21 protein-coding genes, 1 tRNA gene and 1 CRISPR repeat array (1 of these 23 only partly in view) are annotated in these 19,041 nt (G+C 34.8%); of the genes, 8 read left to right on the forward strand and 14 right to left on the reverse strand.

Annotated elements, in window-relative coordinates; translation table 11 throughout:
• Nucleotides 1–34: direct repeats of the CRISPR family, unit length 30 nt; unit sequence GTTTCAATCCCCTATAGGTACAAACAAAAC; it begins 463 nt to the left of the window's first position.
• Nucleotides 35–426: 392 nt separating this feature from the next.
• The 12 genes from carB to cysS all read right to left on the reverse strand — a co-directional run bounded on the left by carB (nt 427) and on the right by cysS (nt 11,538).
• On the reverse strand, nt 427–2,091 hold the full coding sequence (carB, locus tag HYD3684_RS05550) for a carbamoyl-phosphate synthase large subunit (RefSeq protein ID WP_015419694.1): 1,665 nt from the start codon (nt 2,089–2,091) through the stop codon (nt 427–429).
• Nucleotides 2,092–2,160: 69 nt separating this feature from the next.
• Entirely contained in the window at nt 2,161–2,886 is a 726-nt protein-coding gene (gene tatC, locus HYD3684_RS05555) for a twin-arginine translocase subunit TatC (protein ID WP_015471364.1), read from the reverse strand.
• Entirely contained in the window at nt 2,849–3,127 is a 279-nt protein-coding gene (locus tag HYD3684_RS05560) for a twin-arginine translocase TatA/TatE family subunit (RefSeq protein ID WP_015419696.1), read from the reverse strand. The genes tatC and HYD3684_RS05560 overlap by 38 nt, the downstream gene beginning before the upstream one ends.
• Nucleotides 3,118–3,936 (reverse strand): A24 family peptidase, encoded by an 819-nt coding sequence (locus HYD3684_RS05565; protein WP_015419697.1) that lies wholly within the window; start codon nt 3,934–3,936, stop codon nt 3,118–3,120. Before HYD3684_RS05565 ends, HYD3684_RS05560 begins: the two co-directional genes overlap by 10 nt.
• Nucleotides 3,933–5,435: a protein translocase subunit SecD gene (gene secD, locus HYD3684_RS05570; RefSeq protein WP_015419698.1), complete on the reverse strand. Its 1,503-nt coding sequence runs from the start codon at nt 5,433–5,435 to the stop codon at nt 3,933–3,935. The genes HYD3684_RS05565 and secD overlap by 4 nt, the downstream gene beginning before the upstream one ends.
• Nucleotides 5,436–5,437: 2 nt before the next feature.
• On the reverse strand, nt 5,438–6,040 hold the full coding sequence (gene raiA, locus HYD3684_RS05575) for a ribosome-associated translation inhibitor RaiA (protein WP_015419699.1): 603 nt from the start codon (nt 6,038–6,040) through the stop codon (nt 5,438–5,440).
• 3 nt (nt 6,041–6,043) lie between these two features.
• Entirely contained in the window at nt 6,044–6,799 is a 756-nt protein-coding gene (locus HYD3684_RS05580; RefSeq protein WP_015419700.1) for an energy transducer TonB, read from the reverse strand.
• 35 nt (nt 6,800–6,834) lie between these two features.
• Nucleotides 6,835–7,608: an NUDIX domain-containing protein gene (locus tag HYD3684_RS05585; protein WP_015419701.1), complete on the reverse strand. Its 774-nt coding sequence runs from the start codon at nt 7,606–7,608 to the stop codon at nt 6,835–6,837.
• Between the two features lies 1 nt (nt 7,609).
• A complete protein-coding gene (locus HYD3684_RS05590; protein ID WP_015419702.1) occupies nt 7,610–8,029 on the reverse strand; it encodes a hypothetical protein in 420 nt (139 codons plus the stop codon).
• Nucleotides 8,026–9,249 (reverse strand): D-alanyl-D-alanine carboxypeptidase, encoded by a 1,224-nt coding sequence (locus HYD3684_RS05595; RefSeq protein ID WP_015419703.1) that lies wholly within the window; start codon nt 9,247–9,249, stop codon nt 8,026–8,028. Before HYD3684_RS05595 ends, HYD3684_RS05590 begins: the two co-directional genes overlap by 4 nt.
• Nucleotides 9,250–9,271: 22 nt before the next feature.
• Complete coding sequence (locus tag HYD3684_RS05600; protein WP_015419704.1) at nt 9,272–10,072, reverse strand: prolipoprotein diacylglyceryl transferase family protein; 801 nt, start codon at nt 10,070–10,072, stop codon at nt 9,272–9,274.
• Nucleotides 10,072–11,538, reverse strand: coding sequence for a cysteine--tRNA ligase (gene cysS / locus HYD3684_RS05605; protein ID WP_015419705.1), 1,467 nt, complete (start codon nt 11,536–11,538; stop codon nt 10,072–10,074). The genes HYD3684_RS05600 and cysS overlap by 1 nt, the downstream gene beginning before the upstream one ends.
• A gap of 50 nt (nt 11,539–11,588) precedes the next feature.
• Here cysS and HYD3684_RS05610 point away from each other — a divergent pair, with 50 nt between their 5' ends.
• The 8 genes from HYD3684_RS05610 to HYD3684_RS05645 all read left to right on the forward strand — a co-directional run bounded on the left by HYD3684_RS05610 (nt 11,589) and on the right by HYD3684_RS05645 (nt 17,340).
• Nucleotides 11,589–12,404, forward strand: coding sequence for a tetratricopeptide repeat protein (locus HYD3684_RS05610; RefSeq protein ID WP_015419706.1), 816 nt, complete (start codon nt 11,589–11,591; stop codon nt 12,402–12,404).
• Nucleotides 12,401–13,111, forward strand: a complete 711-nt coding sequence (locus HYD3684_RS05615) for a phosphatidate cytidylyltransferase (RefSeq protein ID WP_015419707.1) — start codon at nt 12,401–12,403, stop codon at nt 13,109–13,111. The genes HYD3684_RS05610 and HYD3684_RS05615 overlap by 4 nt, the downstream gene beginning before the upstream one ends.
• The gene (locus HYD3684_RS05620) at nt 13,098–14,213 is read left to right on the forward strand and encodes an FtsW/RodA/SpoVE family cell cycle protein (protein ID WP_015419708.1); all 1,116 of its coding nucleotides are present in this window, start codon (nt 13,098–13,100) and stop codon (nt 14,211–14,213) included. The genes HYD3684_RS05615 and HYD3684_RS05620 overlap by 14 nt, the downstream gene beginning before the upstream one ends.
• 91 nt (nt 14,214–14,304) lie before the next feature.
• Nucleotides 14,305–14,382, forward strand: a tRNA-Glu gene (locus HYD3684_RS05625).
• 130 nt (nt 14,383–14,512) lie between these two features.
• The gene (gene thiC, locus HYD3684_RS05630; protein ID WP_015419709.1) at nt 14,513–15,874 is read left to right on the forward strand and encodes a phosphomethylpyrimidine synthase ThiC; all 1,362 of its coding nucleotides are present in this window, start codon (nt 14,513–14,515) and stop codon (nt 15,872–15,874) included.
• Between the two features lie 23 nt (nt 15,875–15,897).
• Nucleotides 15,898–16,752 carry a DUF1732 domain-containing protein gene (locus HYD3684_RS05635; RefSeq protein WP_237698585.1) on the forward strand — a complete coding sequence of 285 codons (855 nt, stop codon included), beginning with the start codon at nt 15,898–15,900 and terminating at the stop codon, nt 16,750–16,752.
• Between the two features lie 10 nt (nt 16,753–16,762).
• Nucleotides 16,763–16,999, forward strand: a complete 237-nt coding sequence (locus HYD3684_RS05640) for a hypothetical protein (protein WP_015419711.1) — start codon at nt 16,763–16,765, stop codon at nt 16,997–16,999.
• Nucleotides 16,999–17,340, forward strand: coding sequence for a 6-carboxytetrahydropterin synthase (locus tag HYD3684_RS05645; protein ID WP_015419712.1), 342 nt, complete (start codon nt 16,999–17,001; stop codon nt 17,338–17,340). The genes HYD3684_RS05640 and HYD3684_RS05645 overlap by 1 nt, the downstream gene beginning before the upstream one ends.
• Here the strand turns inward: HYD3684_RS05645 and HYD3684_RS05650 are convergent, their stop codons facing one another.
• Complete coding sequence (locus tag HYD3684_RS05650; protein WP_015419713.1) at nt 17,341–17,643, reverse strand: MTH1187 family thiamine-binding protein; 303 nt, start codon at nt 17,641–17,643, stop codon at nt 17,341–17,343.
• Between the two features lie 70 nt (nt 17,644–17,713).
• The gene (locus HYD3684_RS05655; protein WP_015419714.1) at nt 17,714–19,039 is read right to left on the reverse strand and encodes a hypothetical protein; all 1,326 of its coding nucleotides are present in this window, start codon (nt 19,037–19,039) and stop codon (nt 17,714–17,716) included.
• Between the last annotated feature and the right edge of the window lie 2 nt (nt 19,040–19,041).

A 19,041-nucleotide genomic window follows, 5' to 3' on the forward strand; every position in this document is an offset into this window, starting at 1 on the left:
AACTGTTTCAATCCCCTATAGGTACAAACAAAACACCAAAATGAAAAAATTGTGAACTACCCTAAAACCCTTCGCCGGCAAGGTTTTTGAGGTACCCCATCAACCTATCAACAGCTTATAATATAACATATTTCCCGTCGATCGTCAATAGGAGCAAAATCATAGGAGATCGACAATTCTTTGTCAGATATAGCTGAGATGCCAAAAATGAGGTATTTTTTTGTTTGAAAACAAGGCGTTTTTTAATAATTTTTTGCCGATCGACAGATCGTTGATAGACAATGATTTTGGGGATTTTGATGTTAATAATTTAGAAATTATATTAACATTTTTAGGCTTTTAGAAAATAAAATTAGGAAATAAAATCTTTATGAGATGGTTTATTTATGTCTATCTTTGGCAGTAGTTTTTGGACTTATGCAAAATTTAGTCGTTGTCAAAAATAGCTTCTTCTTGCCCGATTTTATAGTATGGATATTCCCAAGAGGAGTAATAATAAGGCGTATAAGCCCTAAACTCCCCAGCGCAGGTGTCTACCGCTTTAAAAGTAGGCATAAGACCTTCCAAAAGCTCTTCTATCTCTTTCTCTGTCTTGTTAAACTTTTTAGCTATTTCTTTATTTGAAAAGCCCAATATTTTTAGCTCAAATATATAATCTTTATCGAAAGGTATATCTTGTTTGTAAGCCTCTACAAGCTCTTTTATCTGATGTAAAAACCATTTGTCTATATGGCTTACTTCATTCACTTTTTCTATGCTTATACCCCTCATAAACGCTTCTTTTATATAAAAAATACGTTCTGGTGTTGGTATCCTTATGTTTGTAAGAAGCTCATCGTAAGAAAGCGCTTCGTAATCTTTCATAAAGAGATATGGATTATCGGTTTCTAAACTTCTTATGGCTTTCATGAAAGCTTCTTTAAAAGTTCTTCCTATAGCCATCACTTCGCCCACAGATTTCATTGTGGTACCAAGAATTTTGCTTGATTCTTTAAACTTTGCAAAATCAAACCTTGGTATTTTTACTACAACATAATCTATGCTTGGCTCAAAGCTTATAGGTGTATTTTTTGTAATGTCGTTTTTTATCTCATCAAGGGTATATCCAACCGCCAAAAGGGCGGCTACTTTTGCTATGGGAAAACCAGTGGCCTTAGAAGCCAAGGCTGAGCTTCTTGAAACCCTTGGGTTCATCTCTATCACGTAAAAATTGTCGCTGTTTGGGTCTACTGCAAACTGGATATTTGAGCCTCCGGTATCAACACCTATTTTTCTTATAATGGCAAGGCTTGCATCTCTTAACATCTGATATTGTTTATCGGTTAGGGTTTGGGCTGGTGCTACTGTTATAGAGTCTCCAGTATGAACACCCATAGGATCAAAGTTTTCTATAGAACAAACTATAACGACGTTGTCTTTTGTGTCTCTTATGACTTCAAGCTCAAACTCCTTCCATCCTATAAGAGATTTGTCTATAAGCACCTGATGTATAGGAGAGGCTTCTAAAGCAGCGTTTAGCTTAGCTGGAAACTCTTCTAAGTTGTAAACGATAGAACCCCCTGTCCCGCCAAGTGTAAAAGCTGGCCTTAATATAGCTGGAAATCCTATATCTTTTATAGAGGCCATACCCTCTGAAAGAGAGTTTACTATGGCATTTGGTGGAACTTTTAGACCTATCTCCTCCATGGCTTTTGCAAAAAGAGCCCTATCTTCACCTTTTTTGATGGCCTCGTAGCTGGCACCTATTATTCCTACACCATATTTTTCTAATATGCCCGATTCATATAAATCCTTTGCTAAGTTTAAAGCCGTTTGCCCTCCTAAGGTAGGTAGTAAGACATCTGGGTGTTCTTTTTTTATAATCTCTTCTAAAACCTCTACAGTCAAGGGTTCTATGTAAGTCTTAGTGGCAAGCTGTTCATCTGTCATTATGGTGGCTGGGTTTGAATTTACAAGTACTACTTCATAACCTTCTCTCATAAGGGCTTTGCAAGCCTGAGTACCAGAGTAATCAAATTCTGCCGCTTGGCCTATGATAATAGGGCCTGCTCCTAAGATTAGTATTCTTTTTATGTTGGTATTTTTTGGCATAGAATTATTATACTATAAACTAACTGATTGAAATATTTGATAATATTTTTAAAACAAGAAACTAAATGTTTATTGAGCTTTTTGTATATCTTTTGAAGTATTTTGCTTTTTAACTGCAAATCTACCTACGAATATAGATATTTCATACAAGGCAATAAGTGGTAAAGCCATAAGGATTTGAGTGGAAACATCTGGGGCTATCAAAGCACCTATAAAAAATGCCACCACTATAAAGTATTTTCTAAAAGATTTTAATTGTTTTGTAGATATTATACCCGCTCTTTGTAGCATAAAAAGAAAAATGGGCATCTCGAAGGCTATACCAAAACCAAGAAGCATTTTAAGTAAAAAGTTTATATAAAGCTCCGCTGAAAGCATGGGTTTTGCCCTAAGCTGGCTAAAACCTATACCTATTAAAAATTTTAAAGCCATTGGAAGCACTGCAAAATATGCAAAGCTAGCCCCCATTACAAACAATACCAAAGAAAAGAAAACCAAAGGAAAAACAAGTCTTTTTTCTTCTGGGTAAAGAGCTGGTTCTACAAATCTCCATATTTGATATAAAATAACAGGTATAGCAAGTATTATTCCCACTATTACAGATATTTCCATCATGATAAAAAGGGGCTCTGTGGGAGAAAGTGTTATAAGTTTCATACCAGGATAATATACATCTATAGGGTATTTTAAAATCTCAAAAACATACTTAGCGTAAAAAAAGCTTATGGCAGAAAATATTAGTACAGCTGCTATAGATTTAAGTATTCTCTGTCTTAGTTCCTGAAGATGCTCCATCAGTGGAGCTTTCGGAAGTTCCTTCTCCATCTTTCTTTTCCTCGGTATTAGTTTGTTCTTTCTCAAGCTCTAACACTTTTTTATTTACATTTTCTATATAAGCTTGCATTTTTATCTCATCCATGAACTCTCTTGCTTTTCTTGTAAACTCTCCAAGCTTTGTAGCCACATCCATCATTTTTTCAGGCCCAAGCACTATATACGCTATAACCAGTATTATGATTATCTGACCTAAGTCCATAACACTCTCTCTATAAATATACCAACAAGTATGCCACGGTCTAAAAACATCCAAATTATTGCACCAATAGACAAAAATGGTCCAAAGGGTATATAGTATTGCATATTTTTATTTTTTATAATGGTAGGTATGCTTACCAAAAGCCCTATAACTGAACCAAAAAACATAGCACCAAGCACCATCCAGATACCACCAAAGGCTCCTATCATTGCCAAAAGTTTTATATCACCTATGCCAAGACCTTCCATCTTCCTAACCTTAAGATAAATATAGTATATTAAAAATGGAATTAAACCACCAAACAAAATCCCAAGTATTGAGCTTTTAATATCAACAAAACCATAATTACTAAGAGAAAATAAAAGTCCAAACACTATGCCAGCGTAGTTAAAACTATCAAGTAGGATAAACCAATCTAAATCTATAAAAGATTGTACTATAAGGATTGATCCAAAAAGTAGAGCTTCTAATGTTTTTACAGCATCTTTTATATTTAGCACAGATAAATTTTCATTGTTTTTTATATAAAAAGCATAAACACAAAGGGCAAAATAAAACCCGGTAAGGGCTTCTACTATAGGATACCTCATAGATATTTTATTTTTGCAAGCACTGCATCTACCTCTCAAGAAAATGTAAGATAATATGGGTATGTTTTCATAAGGTTTTATCTTATGTCCACAATGAGGGCACTTGGAATTTGGATAAACGACAGACTCTCCCCTTGGAAGTCTATATATCAGCACGTTATAAAGGCTTCCAAAGATAGTACCAAGCAAAAAGAATGTAAGTAAGATTAGGATTGTCATATCTTAAGCATTCTTAGTTTAGCCAGGATGTCTATCATCACTTTTGAATAATAAACATTTGACAAAAACGATGCTATGGTACCAATAGTAAGTGTGGTGGCAAAGCCCTTTACTGGACCACTGCTAAATTGAAAAAGTATCAAAGCTGCCACCAGAAGTGTGGCGTGTGTATCGTAAACGGCACTAAGCACTCTCTTATAACCGTATTCTACGGCTTTCCTTAGGGTGTTGCCCCTTGTTATCTCTTCTTTTATACGCTCAAATATAAGAACGTTTGAGTCTACCGCTATACCCATATTTAGTATGATACCTGCAATACCTGGCAATGTAAGTGTAGCTCCTAAAAGCACAAGACCAGCCCAAAGAAGAAGCCCATTCATTATTATTGCTATAGTGGCTGTGACCCCTGCTGTCTTATACCTTGCTATTATCAAAAGCACCACAAACAAAAACGACGCTAAACCAGCATAGATACTCTGTTTTATAGCGGCTTTTCCCAAAGTGGGTCCTACCACAGCATCTTGGAGTATATGAAGCGTTGTAGGTAATGCACCGGCTCTTAAAATAGCGGCCAAGTCTCTTACTTGATCTGGTGTAAAATTACCAGTTATCTGACCTTGATCTGATATTCTTGAACGAATAACTGGAGCAGACATAACTCTATTGTCAAGGACTATAGCAAGTCTTTTACCTATATGGCTTTGGGTAAAATTACCAAATATTTCAGCTCCTTTTGAATTTAGCTCAAAGCTAACAGCAGGGTTGTTAAAGCTATCTGTGCTCTCGTAAGCGGTTTTTAAATCAGCCCCTGTTATTATGGGTTTTTTCTTAACTAAATACCATTCGTGCCCATCTTTTGATGGCAATATCTTTTCATCTGGTTTTAGCTCTTTTTGTAAAGCATCTAAAGAAGCTGATGCGTCCACCACTTCCATGAGCTCAAGCTGAGCGGTTTTCCCAAGGACTTTTTTAGCCCTTTCCAAATCCATAACACCGGGTAGCTCCACCATAACTTTAGAATTGCCAAGCCTTGTAATTACAGGTTGCACTACACCAAGTTGGTCTACCCTTCTTCTTAACACTTCCACCGTTTGAGTTATAACGTTTTCCTTTATCTGACTAAGGTAGATAGAGCTAAATCTAACTTTAACTTTAAGAGCTGATACCTTAGAAATATCTATTCTATTTTTGTAGTATTTTGTCAAAAGCTCATAAACTTTGTTGTAATCTGAAGCATTTAATAGGTCTATATATATACCATCTTGAGAAGGTGTAACATCTAAGACGTTTATATGATTTTTTAAAAAAAGTTTTGATATATCAGAGGCTGTGTTTTCATACTCTTCTTTTATAACTTTGTCTATATCGGGAGCCAAGACCATGCTTATGCCCCCTTTCAAGTCAAGACCAAGGTTTACTGGCTTAAAAGCTACCACCAATAAAGAACCTATTATGATAAAAGCCCCTATAAGGATGTTTAGAAAAATATTCTTTGGCATAGTTATCCTTTACACCCTAAGTCGATAACACCAAAACTGTCTGAACGTTTTCTATATAAAATTTTTATCTTACCGTCTTTTGTATCCATAAAAGGTAAAAATACCATATGGTTTTCGGTTAGTTCTAAAATAGCATCTTCAACGCTCATAGGCTTTTCCACTGAAAACGTTTCCTCTATTACAAATGTTTTAGTCTCTTGCTCTTCTTCAAGTGGTTCTAGTGGTATTTCTCTTGTTTCCTCTTTTGTTTTTGAGCTTTTACGACGATAGTTAAGCCTTCTTTCTTTTAGTTTTAAAAGTTGGCGCTCTACTTCATCTATCACTCTATCTATAGCTGTATAGACATCTTTGTCCTCTTCCCAAGCGTGCACTGTACCACCGCCGTTGCTTTTTATATATATATCTATATCTACTCTGTAAATGGATGTTTTGTTGATGTTGTCGTCGGTGTGTTTTGCTCTGGCGCTTGATATTGTTACTACTACTTCTGTTTGGTCTTCACCTGTTTCTCTTAAAAGCCTCTTAAACTTTGATAGTTTTGCTTCTACAAAAGCCCTTAAGTGTTCTGTGATTTCAAAGTGCTTGCCGATAAACTCAATCTGCATAGTTTAACCTCCTTTAAAGTTAATAGTAATTGTACCACTTTCTACTGGTCCATTTATAGGTTCAAATCTAAACCTTCTTACGTAGTTTACCACCTCTCTATCCACATATGCTATACCGCTCCTTTTAAGGATAATAACCCTCGTGACATAACCAGAAGGTGATACAAAAATCCTTAAAACCATTGGTGCTGGAAACTCTCCAGCTCTTATAACAGGAGCGGGCGGTGCGTATATAAGCTTTCTAGAACCCTCATGAAGGTAAGACCCTTTTGAGCTTATGGTAGCGCTTAAATTTCCCACTTGTTTTATAGCCCCTTCTATGTCTGTTTGGGCTTGTTTTCTTTGAGCTTCGATTTCTTTTTCCAAAGATGACAATACGCTGATGTTTTTTGGCGGTGCTTTTGGTGGATGGTGTACCACCGGGATTTTAATATCCCCTTTTTTAAAAACTTGTCTTTGTCTTAAAGCGCTTGTTTGCAAGGGTTTATGGACGCCTCTTGATGGTTTATAGCCTTTGGCTGGGCTTAAAGGTTTAGAGTAGCTTCTTTTCATATGAAATTTTTGAAGTTTTATAGGTTTTGGCGGAGTTGGTACTTCTTTTGGTGGATTTATTAGCTGTACGTTAACAGGTGGATTTTGATATTGGCTTAGAAGTGGTCTCATGGTAAAAAGCATGGCTAAACCAGAAAACAAGAATATGTTTATCAATATAGATACCAAAAAAAACGGTAATTCTTGCGTTTCTTGCTTTAAATCCATACTAAATATATTAGCATATGATAGGTATCTAAGTTTTATTTATATAAGCTTCCAATAAAATCTTCAAAATGAGAAAAAGAAGATTGTTTAAATTCTAAGTATTTGGTTTTTAACCAAAGCTGTATTATAAAGCTTTTGGCATCTATGTAATCTCTGTTTAAGATGTTCTCTATACCTTTTATGCATGAAACTTTTGTATATTCGTTTTCTTCTTTGTTGCCAGCCTCTTTCTTGCAAAGATGTTCTATCTCCTCTTTTTTGGCTTTTAAAAATAAAACATACAAAAATACTTCTTCAGAAGAATCTCCTATGGTTGGATAAAGAGATTTTATAAAAATAGGCTTAGATTCCATTAGGCTTTTGTATATATGTGATGTTGGTTCTATACCAAGCTCTTCTATAACCTCTTTTTTTATAGTTTCTTCTATGGATTTTTCTAGATTGCCATGTCTTATAGCATCTATAAGGCCTGCCACTATTTCTTCTGCTTCATCTAAAATGGGATATCTAAACTGTTTTACGTTTAATTGATATATATCATCGGAAAATACAAATACGCCGATTGCCACAGCTTTTTTGCGAAGGGTTATTATGCCTCTATATAGGTTTTCAAGTTTTACAAACACTTGAACCCTTCCAAACTCTTTTCCAAAATATACGGCATCTTTTCCATATATTTTTATATATTCAATATCCTTGTGATGTTTTAGTTTATCAGCCCATTCCCAAAACACATAGTTTGATTTGTCCAAAAATTTTTTTAACTTTTTATCCGAAAATCCTATAAACTTTATCTTGTCTAAATCCATTTTACTGTTTTATTCTTGCATCGGCACTAAGATAACCTGGCAGGCCAAAGGTTTGGTAAATAATTTTATATGTTGGAGTATCGTATTCCCATACGGCCATTCTTAAAGGTATTCTAAGCAAAAGCTTTGGTTTTATCTTAGAAGCATCTTTTATAAATAAATCTGGCGATGGAAGGGTTTTATTTTTTAACGTGTATTCCTCGTAGCAAATATCTTTTTCATCAAAAAGAGCGTATACCTTAAAACCATTTTTTTCTATTTCAAGGGCTCTTTTGGCATGCGGTGTAATATTTTTGTCTACGCTCAAAATCTTTACATGTTTGTACTCTTTTAAAAATGTATCGTAGGAATCACCTATATAACCAAAAGCCATTCTAAGCCCCATCCCCAAGACAACCACTGTAAAAAGAAAATTTTTCACAATACCCTCCTTAATCTATCTAAAAAACTAGGTGCTTTTATCTCTTGAGAAATTATTACTGGCATGCTGTAGCTAGAATCTCCATAATTTATAATAAGAGTACCGATTACTTCGTTAGGTTTTATTGGAAATTTAATATCCTTTACAGGATAAAGAGAGTAAGTTATCTTCATGCCAGGATAAACTACGGTGCTAAAATCATCAGATGCCAACATAGGAATCTCTTTTTTTATCCAAGGGACTTTGATAAAGCCTATCTGTTGATTTTTTGATATAAGTTTTTCGGTAGATAGCTGAGTTTTTGTCATGTCTATAAGGGTTATGGCATCTTTTAAAGCTGTGATAAGAGGAGATCTGCCAGATGCACCAAAGATTACTCCTAGTATATCTATGTTGCCTTGTTTTGAATCAAAAACAAAGTTTGCACCAGCTGGTAAAGAAGAACCAGTTTTTACACCTACTATGTTGTCTTTACCAAGGTCGTAGTTTACGTTGTACTGTATACCAGCCACTGGTAAAACTACTTGAGGCATAGCTACTATATGCCTAAAAGTTGGGATTTGCATGGCAAGCTGGGTGAGTTTAAATTGATCTGTTGGTGTGCTTACAGTTCCAGCGCTAGCGCCTGATGGGTCTTCGTAACGCGTATCTTTTAGGCCAAGACTTTGAGCGGTTTTATTCATTTTATCTACAAAAGCTTTTACGCTACCTGCGTCCCATCTAGCCAATATATATGCAAAGTTGTTGGCAGACGGTATCATTAGACCTTCTAAAAGTTGTCTTTCTGTAAGTTTTTCCCCCAAGGTTACTTTTACTACAGATTGGCCATCTTTTTTAAAAGCTTCATATTCGTTTACCTCTTTTTGGGTGACGGTAACGGTAGGCCCATCTTGCCCTATTGAAAGAGGGTGATCTTTTAAAATTATATAGGCGGTCATTATTTTAGCTACGCTGGCTAACGGCCATTGACCTTGATTTGGGGTTTTTGATATGATACCGCTTTGAAGTGTACCAATTACTCCATACCTTATATCAGTGGGCCAAGAGATGTTAAAAGAACCTGGTATCTGTTGATCTTTCAAAGAAAGTTCTAACTTTGGCTTTGGCCAGCCTTTAAAAAGCTGAAAACCAACGTAAAAAATAAATCCAAGCACCAACAACACAAGAACCCTTTTTAGATTCTTGTGCTTAGCATATCTATCTTCTTCGTTGTAGTACATATAGAAGTATTATAGCAAATCTTTATACGTTGGTTTTTTCTGATTTTAAAAGCATCAAAATAACAGATCCAGATATAAAACTTAACAGCCCAAACAACTGTTCTAATGTAATGTGATTAAATACAACACGGCTTATTGTGTAATATCCTACTATAATATTTGAAATTCCATAAAGCATGAGAAAAATAGAAAATACTTCTCCCATAAACCTATTTTGTTTTTTTATCACATAAAATATTAGGCTTATGCCAAACAGCAAAAACAATATACCGTAAATAAACTGTACTGGATAAAAGGGAATAGAAGGAGGGGCTATATCACCAAACTTATAAACCACATAAAAAAACGGAAACACTCTCAAAAGGTGAAACCCAGGTGTAACATCCACTGCCATAGGTACAGGTCTTCCAAAACCAAAACCTACAAGACCTGCCGATATATAACCAAATCCAAGCATTAGAGAGCCTATTATAGAGGTTATATCAAGGGCTTTTAAAATAGGTATGTTGTACAACCAAGCCACGGAAACAACTCCTATTATAACACCTATCATAGTTCCGTAATAATCGATACCGCCGTTCCATATTTGAAATACGCTTATGACGTTTGGTATCTGGTCGTGATTTTTGATAATATAAAAAAGTCTTCCAAAGAAAATACCAGAAAGCACTCCCGCCAAAAATATATTTTCCGTCTGGGATTTTAATATGCCTATATATCTAGAAATCTGCAACGACACAACGTAAGAGATAAAAAGGGATATGGTTATCATTAGGCCTAATGTGGATACAGCAAATTTGCCTATTCTTATGTAAAATGGCATCAGAGCTTTTTCCAGATGGTGCCGGCCTTTGTATCCTCAAGCTTTATACCATAGTTTAGAAGCTCATCCCTTATGAAATCTGCTACTTTAAAATCTTTGTTTTCTTTTGCCAAGTTTCTAGCTTTTATCAAAATTTCTAAAAATTCTGTGGATATATTGACGCTTGAAGCTGGTTCCAACGTCTTAAGAGTGTTTTGTAAGGTGTTTTCTTCTAAAAGCCCAAAAATATCTTTTAACGTCTGTTTTAAGCTGTTTGCCAAAAATAGATATCCTTCAAGCTCTTTAGGTGTAATATAGCCTATTTTAAAGCTCTCTGTTTTTGCTCTGTTTAACTCGGCTACAGCGTTAAAGACTTGAGCCATAGCCAACGATGTATTGAAATCTTCTGATAGGGCTTTGTAAAATTGCTCTTGGGTGCTTTTTTCAAGACTATAAAAATCTATGTCTACAACAGGTTTTCCTTCTTTTGCTATAGCTTTTAAAGGTTCTATGTCTTCTATAGCGCTTTTTAATCTTTCGTAAGCTTTTTTTGTTTCTTCCATCTTTTCAAAAGAAAAATCTAAAGGGCTTCTATAATGTGTAAATAATACTAAAAGCCTCAAAACATCTGGATGGTACTTTGTGTATATCTCTTTTAAAGTGATAAAGTTTCCAAGGGATTTTGACATTTTTTTACCGCCAACGGTAACAAGACCATTGTGCATCCAATATCTGGCAAAGGGTTTACCGGTGATACTCTCCGCTTGAGCAATCTCGTTTTCATGATGGGGAAATACGAGGTCTATACCACCTGCATGTATATCTATAGTTTCTCCAAGATGTTTAAATATCATAGCTACACATTCGGTGTGCCAACCTGGTCTTCCGTAAGACCAAGGGGATTCCCAGCCAGGTTCGTGGGATTTTGATGCTTTCCACAATGCAAAGTCAAGGGGATTTCTTTTCTTTAAAGAAGGTTCAATTCTGGCTCCTGCTTCTAGTTCTTCTGGGCTTCTTTTTGAAAGTTTACCGTATTCTTTAAAGCTATCTATTGAAAAATACACATCGCCATCGCTTTCATAAGCTTTGCCAAGCTCTATCAGCTTTGATATAAGGGATATTATCTCTTCCATGTGTTCTGTAACTCTTGGTTCTACGTTGGCAGGTTTTACGTTTATGGCTTCCATATCTAAGTAGTATCTAGCTATGTATCTGTTGGCTATGCTCATGAAGTCTTTGTTTTCTTCGTTGGCTTTGTTTATGATCTTATCATCTATATCAGTAAAATTTCTAACAAACTTTACTCTGTATCCAAGCTTTTCTAAGTATCTTCTAAAAACGTCAAATACTATAAGACTTCTTCCATGCCCTACGTGAGAATCATCGTATACTGTTACACCACAGGTGTATATGTTTACTTGAGGAGGGTTTATAGGTACAAACTCTTCCAACTCAGCACTAAGTGTATTATAAAGCACAAATCCCATATATCTATTTTAACCTAAGATTAAAACCTTATCTATGTTAAAATAAAAGTATGAAAAAAAAGAAATTGTTTTTTGCAAGCGGGTTGGCGATTCTTCTTAGCTCTTGCGCAGCACCAACACAGCAAGGGCCAAATCCAATAACTATGCTTCAGCAACAGTATCAATATCAACAACAAGAAATCAACGAAATAAATAGAAGGCTAGATTCTTTGGATGAGTCTTTAGCAAAATTAAGGGTAAAGCTTGGGCTTTCTACATACAACAATATTACAAAAAACCTTGGAGAATCTGAGTCTCAAACCCCACCAGAATCTTCTGAAACACCGCCATCACCTTCAAATCTTAGCTCTTTACCAGCTATAACCCCTTCAAAGGGCATAAAAAATCTATCAAGCACCGTTACTATAATAAATTCTACGGCTCCTTCTGAAACTCAAAGTTCATCTTCCAATTTGAAAGCCCTCATCTCAAACACGCCTCAAAGCCCTCAAGAACTATACGAAATGGCTTACACAGCTTATCAATCTGGAGATTATCAAAAAGCTAAGAGACTTTTCAAAGAGTTTATATTGAAAAACCCACATTCAAAACTTACAAACAACGCATACTACTGGTTAGGAATGACTGAAAAAGCCATGCATCATAACAACGAAGCGTTGGCAATCTTACTTACCCTAATAGATAAATGTAAAAAAGGAGAACTCCCATCTTGTGACAAAGCACCGTCGGCTTATTTTTCCGCGGCTAATATATATAAAGAAATGGGACAAAAATCAGCGGCTGTAAACTTATACAAGGAGCTTATAAAACTTTATCCAAATAGTATAGAAGCAGCTTTAGCAAGATCTGAATTAGAGATTCAATGAATAGAGAATATTATGGTATAATTGTAGGTCTTGGTACACTATTTTTCTTGTTGTCTTTTAAATTTATAACGCTTTTAGGAGTGTGTGTCTTAAGTTTTTTTGTAGCAAAAGAACTAAAAGATGTATTAGGTTCAAAAACAGCCGTATTTTTAGCACCTTTTATTACGTTGTTAAGTCTTTACAATATAACTTATGGGTTTTTGGCAATTTTCTTAGTGGTTTTTTTAGAGCTTTTAACTACAAAAGATTTAGATTCCTTTTATAAAAGCTTTTTTATACTAACCTTTAGCACAGCGCTTCCAGAATATATATATAAGGTGAAAACGCTTGGCAATCATTACATTTTGGGGCTTTTGTTGGGGGTTTGGATACTTGATACGATGAGCTATTATGTAGGTAAAAATTTTGGCAAACACAAATTGGCACCTGAGATTTCTCCAAATAAAACTATAGAAGGATTTATTGGAGGTTCTTTGTCATGTATTATATTTAATATATTTTATTTTGGTTTTTCAAAAGGTCTTATCATAGGTATAGCTGTAAGTCTTGTTGGAGTATTTGGTGATCTTTTTAAAAGCCTAATAAAAAGACAATACAATGTTAAGGATTTTTCAAATGTGTTTGGTCCACATGGTGGTTTTTTAGATAGGTTTGATGCTCTTATGTTTAGCTCGCTGGTGTTTTATACAATAAATGCGCCCCGTTGACTTAGCACTCACTATACTCTTTATTCAGATAATAGGGTTGGTGGGAGTTTATAGTTCTACATACACCACTTACGGTTTTCAATATGGACTTTTTATAAAACAACTTTTATATATTTTCTTAAGTTGGGTTATCATGTATGGTATAAGTAGGGTTAGGTTCTCTTCAGTTCTTTCTTTAGCTCCTTTGATATATGGTGTAAATCTTTTTCTTTTAATAGCGGTGATGTTTGTTGGAAAAACTATATACGGTGCAAAAAGATGGATAGGCGTAGGTCCTTTTGGCATACAACCATCGGAGTTTATGAAGGCCTCCGTAATACTTATAGTAGATTATATAATTTATATGAGCCCTTATTTAAAAGCCCAAAAAATAGCTTATATACTCCTTAGTATCGGTATACCCTTTCTTATAATATATAAGCAACCAGATTTGGGTTCTGCGGTGATAATGACATTACCTGTAATGTCTTTGGTATTCTTTGCGAAGTTTCCAAAAAATTTTTTCAGATACGCAATACCTATAGCAATGGTAATTCCTATAGTAGCGTGGCATTTTATGAAGCAATATCAAAAAGAGCGGATATTGACGGTTTTAAACCCAAAAGCCTATTACTCCAAAGGTGGTTATCAGCTTATCCAATCCATAATATCAATAGGCTCTGGTAGAATTTTTGGCAAAGGTTTTTTAAAAGGCACCCAATCTCACCTTCTGTTTCTACCGGAAAGACATACCGACTTTATTTTTTCTGTTATAGCGGAAGAGTTTGGATTTGTGATATCTGTGGTTATAATAATATTGTATTTGTATTTGGTTTTGAGGCTTTTAAGTATATCTTACTATTTGAGATTGTATACAGAAAAAATATACGTGGTGATGGTGGCAGCTTTTATATTTTTTCATTCTACGATAAATTTGGCTATGGCTATGGGTCTTGTGCCGGTGGTGGGTATACCGCTTCCTTTTATTTCTTATGGAGGAAGTAATATAATGGTTAGCTCTATACTTCTTGGACTCTGCTTTTCAATAGTAAACAGTCATAGAGAAACCAAGTTTAGCCTTTTATCCCACGATAGCATTATAAAGTATGATACTGGGGATTAAAATTATTGTATAGCTTTAGCTCAATCAATATAACTAAAATCATTTACAATGATAGAAGATTTTGCTATAATAAAGAAGTTGTTTGATGGTAGTCCCCATCGTCTAGCCTGGCCTAGGACACCGGCCTTTCACGCCGGCGACGCGGGTTCGAATCCCGCTGGGGATGCCATTTCTGATCAAACATATTTTGAAAAAACCAATTAAATCTACATCTTAAAATCTATAAAACAATGACAAAATACCATTGACTTTTAAAATTTTAGTTAAATATTTTATGTATCTTATTTTTGGAGGCTTTTATGAGAGAAGATTGGAGCCTAAGAAGCAACTGGACCAATAAAACACAAATGCACCTTGCAAGGCAAGGTATTATAAGTGAAGAAATGCGTTATGTGGCAAAGGTAGAAGGTCTTCACCCAGAGTTTGTACGTCAAGAGGTGGCAAGAGGCCGTATGATAATACCTGCCAACATAAACCATAGACACTTAAAACCTATGTGTATAGGTATAAATTCAAAAGTTAAAGTAAATGCAAATATAGGAAACTCAAAGCTTGCATCAGATATACCACAAGAGATAGAGAAAGCAAAAATCTCCATCAAGTATGGCGCAGATACAATAATGGATCTATCCACTGGTGAAGCTATAAAAGAAACAAGAGAAGCTATTATAAATGCAGTTGATGTGCCAGTAGGTACAGTGCCAATATATGAAGCTTTTAAGATAGCAAAAAATAGAATAAAGGATATTACCGAAGATCTTATTTTAGATGTAATAGAAGAACAAGCAAGGCAAGGCGTTTCTTATATGACCATTCACGCTGGCGTGCTAAAGGAGTTTATACCCCTTACTACTCATAGAGTTATGGGCATAGTATCAAGAGGCGGTGCCCTCATGGCACAGTGGATGCTAGAGCATGGAAAGCAAAACCCTCTTTATACAAACTTTGATAAAATATGTGAGATATTTAAAAAATACGACGTATCTTTTTCTTTAGGAGATGGGCTAAGACCTGGAGCCATAGCAGATGCATCAGACGAAGCTCAGTTATCAGAGCTTATGGTGCTTGGAGAGCTCACAAAGAAAGCATGGGAGCACGATGTACAGGTAATGGTGGAAGGACCTGGGCATGTACCGATGAATCAAATAGAGTTTAATATGAAAATCCAACAAAAATACTGTCATGAAGCACCATTTTATGTACTTGGTCCTTTGGTGATAGATGTGGCGCCAGGTTATGATCACATAGCTTCTGCTATAGGTGCTGCAATGGCTGGTTGGTATGGGGCTGCTATGCTTTGTTATGTGACTCCAAAAGAACATCTTGGTTTACCTAATCTAGAAGATGTAAAACAAGGTCTCATAGCTTACAAGATAGCTGCTCACGCTGCAGATGTGGCAAAAGGTTTACCAGGAGCTAGAGAATGGGACTTAGAAATGTCAAAAGCAAGATACGCTTTTGATTGGAATCGCCAATTTGAACTTGCCATAGACCCAGAAACCGCAAGAGCTTACCACGATGAAACGCTTCCACAAGAAGGATACAAGACTGCAAAATTCTGTTCTATGTGTGGACCTGAGTTTTGTTCTTACCGTATATCTCAAAACGTGAAAACAGACTTTGAAGAGCAACTAGCTGAAGGTACATGGCAAACCCCTTGAGTGTAACTTTTTTTGCAAGGAGCATGACCGGGTTTGCCCAGAAAACTGCGGAGATAGACGGCTTTAGTATAGTTTTAACCTTAAAATCTGTAAACGGGAAGGGTCTTGACATATCTGTTAAGATTCCTTCTCAGGATTTTCAAACCCTAGAAACCTATATAAAAGATAGGATAAAAAGCTCTTTGGCAAGAGGTACTGTTTTAGTGTCCATAGATTTAAAACAAACAAAAGATATTAAGAATATGGATGTGGGATTTTTGGAAAATATAATAAAAGATTTAAAAGAAACCTGTCAAAGGTTAAACATAAACCTAACGGATGATAAAATCTTTGATATTGCTATGGAAACTTACAAAACCTCCCAAGAAAAAGATGAAGAGAAAAAAGAGCGTATTAAAGATACTATCACAATGCTTTTTGAACAAGCGTTAAAGGAGTTTATGGAATCCAAAGAAAAAGAGGGAGAATTTCTTATAAAAGATATAAAATCCCGTGTAGAGCTTTTAGAAGAATACCTATCAAAAGCAAAAGAAAGTTTTAAAGAATATGAAAACGCATCAAAGGAAAAAATAATAGAAAAAGCCAAGAGTTTAAGTTTAGAAGAGCAAAATCCTATAGTGGTAAATGAACTTATGCTTTTACTTCAAAAGCTTGATATATCTGAAGAAATATCTCGTATAGAAAATCATCTTAATCATATACTCGATATAATATCCTCAGAGCAAATAGAAAAGGGGAAGAAGATAGAATTTGTGGCTCAGGAACTTCACAGGGAGATTACCACGATGTCCAACAAAGTGCCAGAACTATCTCGTATAGCTGTTAATATGAAGTATGAAACCGATAAAATAAAGCAACAGTCTGCAAACTTAGAATAAAGGAGAAAATATGGAAAAGTTAGAACTGCCAAAGGATATAAAAGATAAGATATTGGCTACATGCGTAAATAAAGTGCTTTGTCTTGAGGCTATGAAATACGTTTATCTTGTAAAAAAAGACGATGGAACTCTTGATGTGGCTGAAGAATTTGATAACATAGATTATCATGCCCTTTGGTTTGTGGTGCTTTCTGTGGTAAACAAAGCAAGAAGGCTTTTAAGAGGAGAATCCATAGAGGATATTTGATGCCTTATACAATAAGGGTTAAGAAGAAGTTTAACGCCGCTCATTTTCTTACATATTACAAAGGGGCTCCAGAACCCATTCATGGTCATACTTTTGGCATAGAGGTTTTTATAGAGGCAAATAATCTGGACAAAGGTGGCATAGGTGTTGATTTTGTAGAGATAGATCAATATCTTGATGAAATATTACCAGATTATAAGCTTTTAAACGATGTATTTGATTTTTCACCAAGCGCCGAAAATTTAGCTAAATATTTTTTTGATACATTAAAAACAAAATACAACGTTAAAAAAGTAATAGTTTGGGAAACAGAAAACTGCGGTGCCGAATATTACGAATAATTAACCAATCTTTGATTTTAAAGACTCTACCTTCTGTTTTAACCTTCCGGTCTTGTCTCCTTTCCTATAGTCTATAGCCATATTGACGTATATTCTGTTAGAATCTTGTTGCATTGCCTCAAGCCCTTTCTTTATTATTTCAAGAAGTGGTTCTATCTCCGTGCTTTCTATCATGGTGGCCATGGGTGTTATTACATACTCAAGACCTGACTCGTGAATAATCTTAGACACCTTTGACACATATTGACTTAGAGATTCACCTTTATCCACTGGAAACATGCTTATAGAAAGTATGTAGCTCATCCTTGCCTCCTTTGGTTTTGTGATTTTAGAATTTAAAAAAGTTCATTTTAAAAGCCATGATACAAAGCATTTATACCATATAATCTTTGAAGTCAAAATAGAAAAATCTTACCAGCTCATTAATATCTTTTTGCATAGGATAAAGAATTCTTTTGAGTTTCTCATGCATATCAAATAGCGTATCTTGATTTTTGTTTGCTTTTACCCATTTTGGCAATACTACGTATACATAATAAAAAGCTATCTCTACATCTATAAAAGTATCCATCAAATCTTTCACTAAAGATCTGCAGTATTCAAATAATTCTATATTCTGACAAGCGTTTAGGAGGTTTGGTATTGCGTAAGCCACATAATTTATAAGAAGGCTTTCAGTGGTATAAATATCTTTTTTTATCTTCTTAGAGGCGTAAAAGAACATTTTATTCTCTTTCAACCTTTCTTTTACTTGTTCAGATTTTGCCACTTCTATAAAATCTACTATATAGCCATCTACACTTTGAACATATAACGTAACGTCGTTTAAAGAGCTTGAAAGTTTTAAAATATTTGACAAGACTATAAGAACTGCTTGTAAGAGAGCTTCATCTTGTTCATACCTTTGCTTTAAATTTGGTAAAAGCGTGTCAAAATATTGCTTTGCTTCTTCTGAGTATTCTTTGTAATTGTTTATATGAAACAACACATAAGAAGGTGCCACATACTTGATAAAGGTTTTTACGGTTTCCTTATCACCATTTTTGTAAATATCTATGAAAGAGGCAAAATCTTGAATGGTTTGCATGGCAAAAGCTTCTATATCGTTTTTATATTTTATGTATGTGTCTAAATATGTACCAAATACATTTTCTAAAAATATGAGTATCTCCTGATTAACGATGTTTCTATAAAATTCAATTATGTTGGCAAATTTCACGAGGTCGTTTTTTATGTTTAACTTTGTTAAGTTGTCTAGCATCACAGGTATCAAAAATCTTATTACCGCGGAAGGAAGGGCATTGTCTATCACCTCTTGCCTATCTATAGCCTCCAAAATTTTCTCAAAATTACCCTTTGTTTTTGCTTTTGATAAAACAAATTCAAGCATTTTGATGATATGTTTCTTATTTTTTTGAGCTTCGTTTACATCAGGATCTAAAGCTTTTAAAGAATTTGGTTCTGCTTTTAAAAGTTTGACAAAAATTACATATGCTTTACTCAAAAGCTCGTATAGATTTTTCATGCCATTTTTTGTTTTTCCCCATTCTAAAAACATCACATAAAAAAACTCAACATCTTCTTTATCGTTTGGAGTTAATCCAACCTGCTTTATGAAACTAAGCGTTAATTTATAGGCGTATTCCTGTTTTGATTCTATTTTAAACAGTTTTTTTATAAGATTTATAAGCCAGTTCATAG

Origin of the sequence: Hydrogenobaculum sp. 3684 (genome assembly GCF_000213785.1) — a bacterium.
Lineage (GTDB): Bacteria > Aquificota > Aquificia > Aquificales > Aquificaceae > Hydrogenobaculum.

What these genes read in the sequence shown, in the direction of transcription:
- carB (WP_015419694.1), bottom strand. Translation starts at nt 2,091, where the DNA reads ATGCCAAAAAATACCAACATAAAAAGAATACTAATCTTAGGAGCAGGC.
- tatC (WP_015471364.1), bottom strand. Translation starts at nt 2,886, where the DNA reads ATGGAGCATCTTCAGGAACTAAGACAGAGAATACTTAAATCTATAGCA.
- HYD3684_RS05560 (WP_015419696.1), bottom strand. Translation starts at nt 3,127, where the DNA reads ATGGACTTAGGTCAGATAATCATAATACTGGTTATAGCGTATATAGTG.
- HYD3684_RS05565 (WP_015419697.1), bottom strand. Translation starts at nt 3,936, where the DNA reads ATGACAATCCTAATCTTACTTACATTCTTTTTGCTTGGTACTATCTTT.
- secD (WP_015419698.1), bottom strand. Translation starts at nt 5,435, where the DNA reads ATGCCAAAGAATATTTTTCTAAACATCCTTATAGGGGCTTTTATCATA.
- raiA (WP_015419699.1), bottom strand. Translation starts at nt 6,040, where the DNA reads ATGCAGATTGAGTTTATCGGCAAGCACTTTGAAATCACAGAACACTTA.
- HYD3684_RS05580 (WP_015419700.1), bottom strand. Translation starts at nt 6,799, where the DNA reads ATGGATTTAAAGCAAGAAACGCAAGAATTACCGTTTTTTTTGGTATCT.
- HYD3684_RS05585 (WP_015419701.1), bottom strand. Translation starts at nt 7,608, where the DNA reads ATGGATTTAGACAAGATAAAGTTTATAGGATTTTCGGATAAAAAGTTA.
- HYD3684_RS05595 (WP_015419703.1), bottom strand. Translation starts at nt 9,249, where the DNA reads ATGTACTACAACGAAGAAGATAGATATGCTAAGCACAAGAATCTAAAA.
- HYD3684_RS05600 (WP_015419704.1), bottom strand. Translation starts at nt 10,072, where the DNA reads ATGCCATTTTACATAAGAATAGGCAAATTTGCTGTATCCACATTAGGC.
- cysS (WP_015419705.1), bottom strand. Translation starts at nt 11,538, where the DNA reads ATGGGATTTGTGCTTTATAATACACTTAGTGCTGAGTTGGAAGAGTTT.
- HYD3684_RS05610 (WP_015419706.1), top strand. Translation starts at nt 11,589, where the DNA reads ATGAAAAAAAAGAAATTGTTTTTTGCAAGCGGGTTGGCGATTCTTCTT.
- HYD3684_RS05615 (WP_015419707.1), top strand. Translation starts at nt 12,401, where the DNA reads ATGAATAGAGAATATTATGGTATAATTGTAGGTCTTGGTACACTATTT.
- HYD3684_RS05620 (WP_015419708.1), top strand. Translation starts at nt 13,098, where the DNA reads ATGCGCCCCGTTGACTTAGCACTCACTATACTCTTTATTCAGATAATA.
- thiC (WP_015419709.1), top strand. Translation starts at nt 14,513, where the DNA reads ATGAGAGAAGATTGGAGCCTAAGAAGCAACTGGACCAATAAAACACAA.
- HYD3684_RS05635 (WP_237698585.1), top strand. Translation starts at nt 15,898, where the DNA reads ATGACCGGGTTTGCCCAGAAAACTGCGGAGATAGACGGCTTTAGTATA.
- HYD3684_RS05640 (WP_015419711.1), top strand. Translation starts at nt 16,763, where the DNA reads ATGGAAAAGTTAGAACTGCCAAAGGATATAAAAGATAAGATATTGGCT.
- HYD3684_RS05645 (WP_015419712.1), top strand. Translation starts at nt 16,999, where the DNA reads ATGCCTTATACAATAAGGGTTAAGAAGAAGTTTAACGCCGCTCATTTT.
- HYD3684_RS05650 (WP_015419713.1), bottom strand. Translation starts at nt 17,643, where the DNA reads ATGAGCTACATACTTTCTATAAGCATGTTTCCAGTGGATAAAGGTGAA.
- HYD3684_RS05655 (WP_015419714.1), bottom strand. Translation starts at nt 19,039, where the DNA reads ATGAACTGGCTTATAAATCTTATAAAAAAACTGTTTAAAATAGAATCA.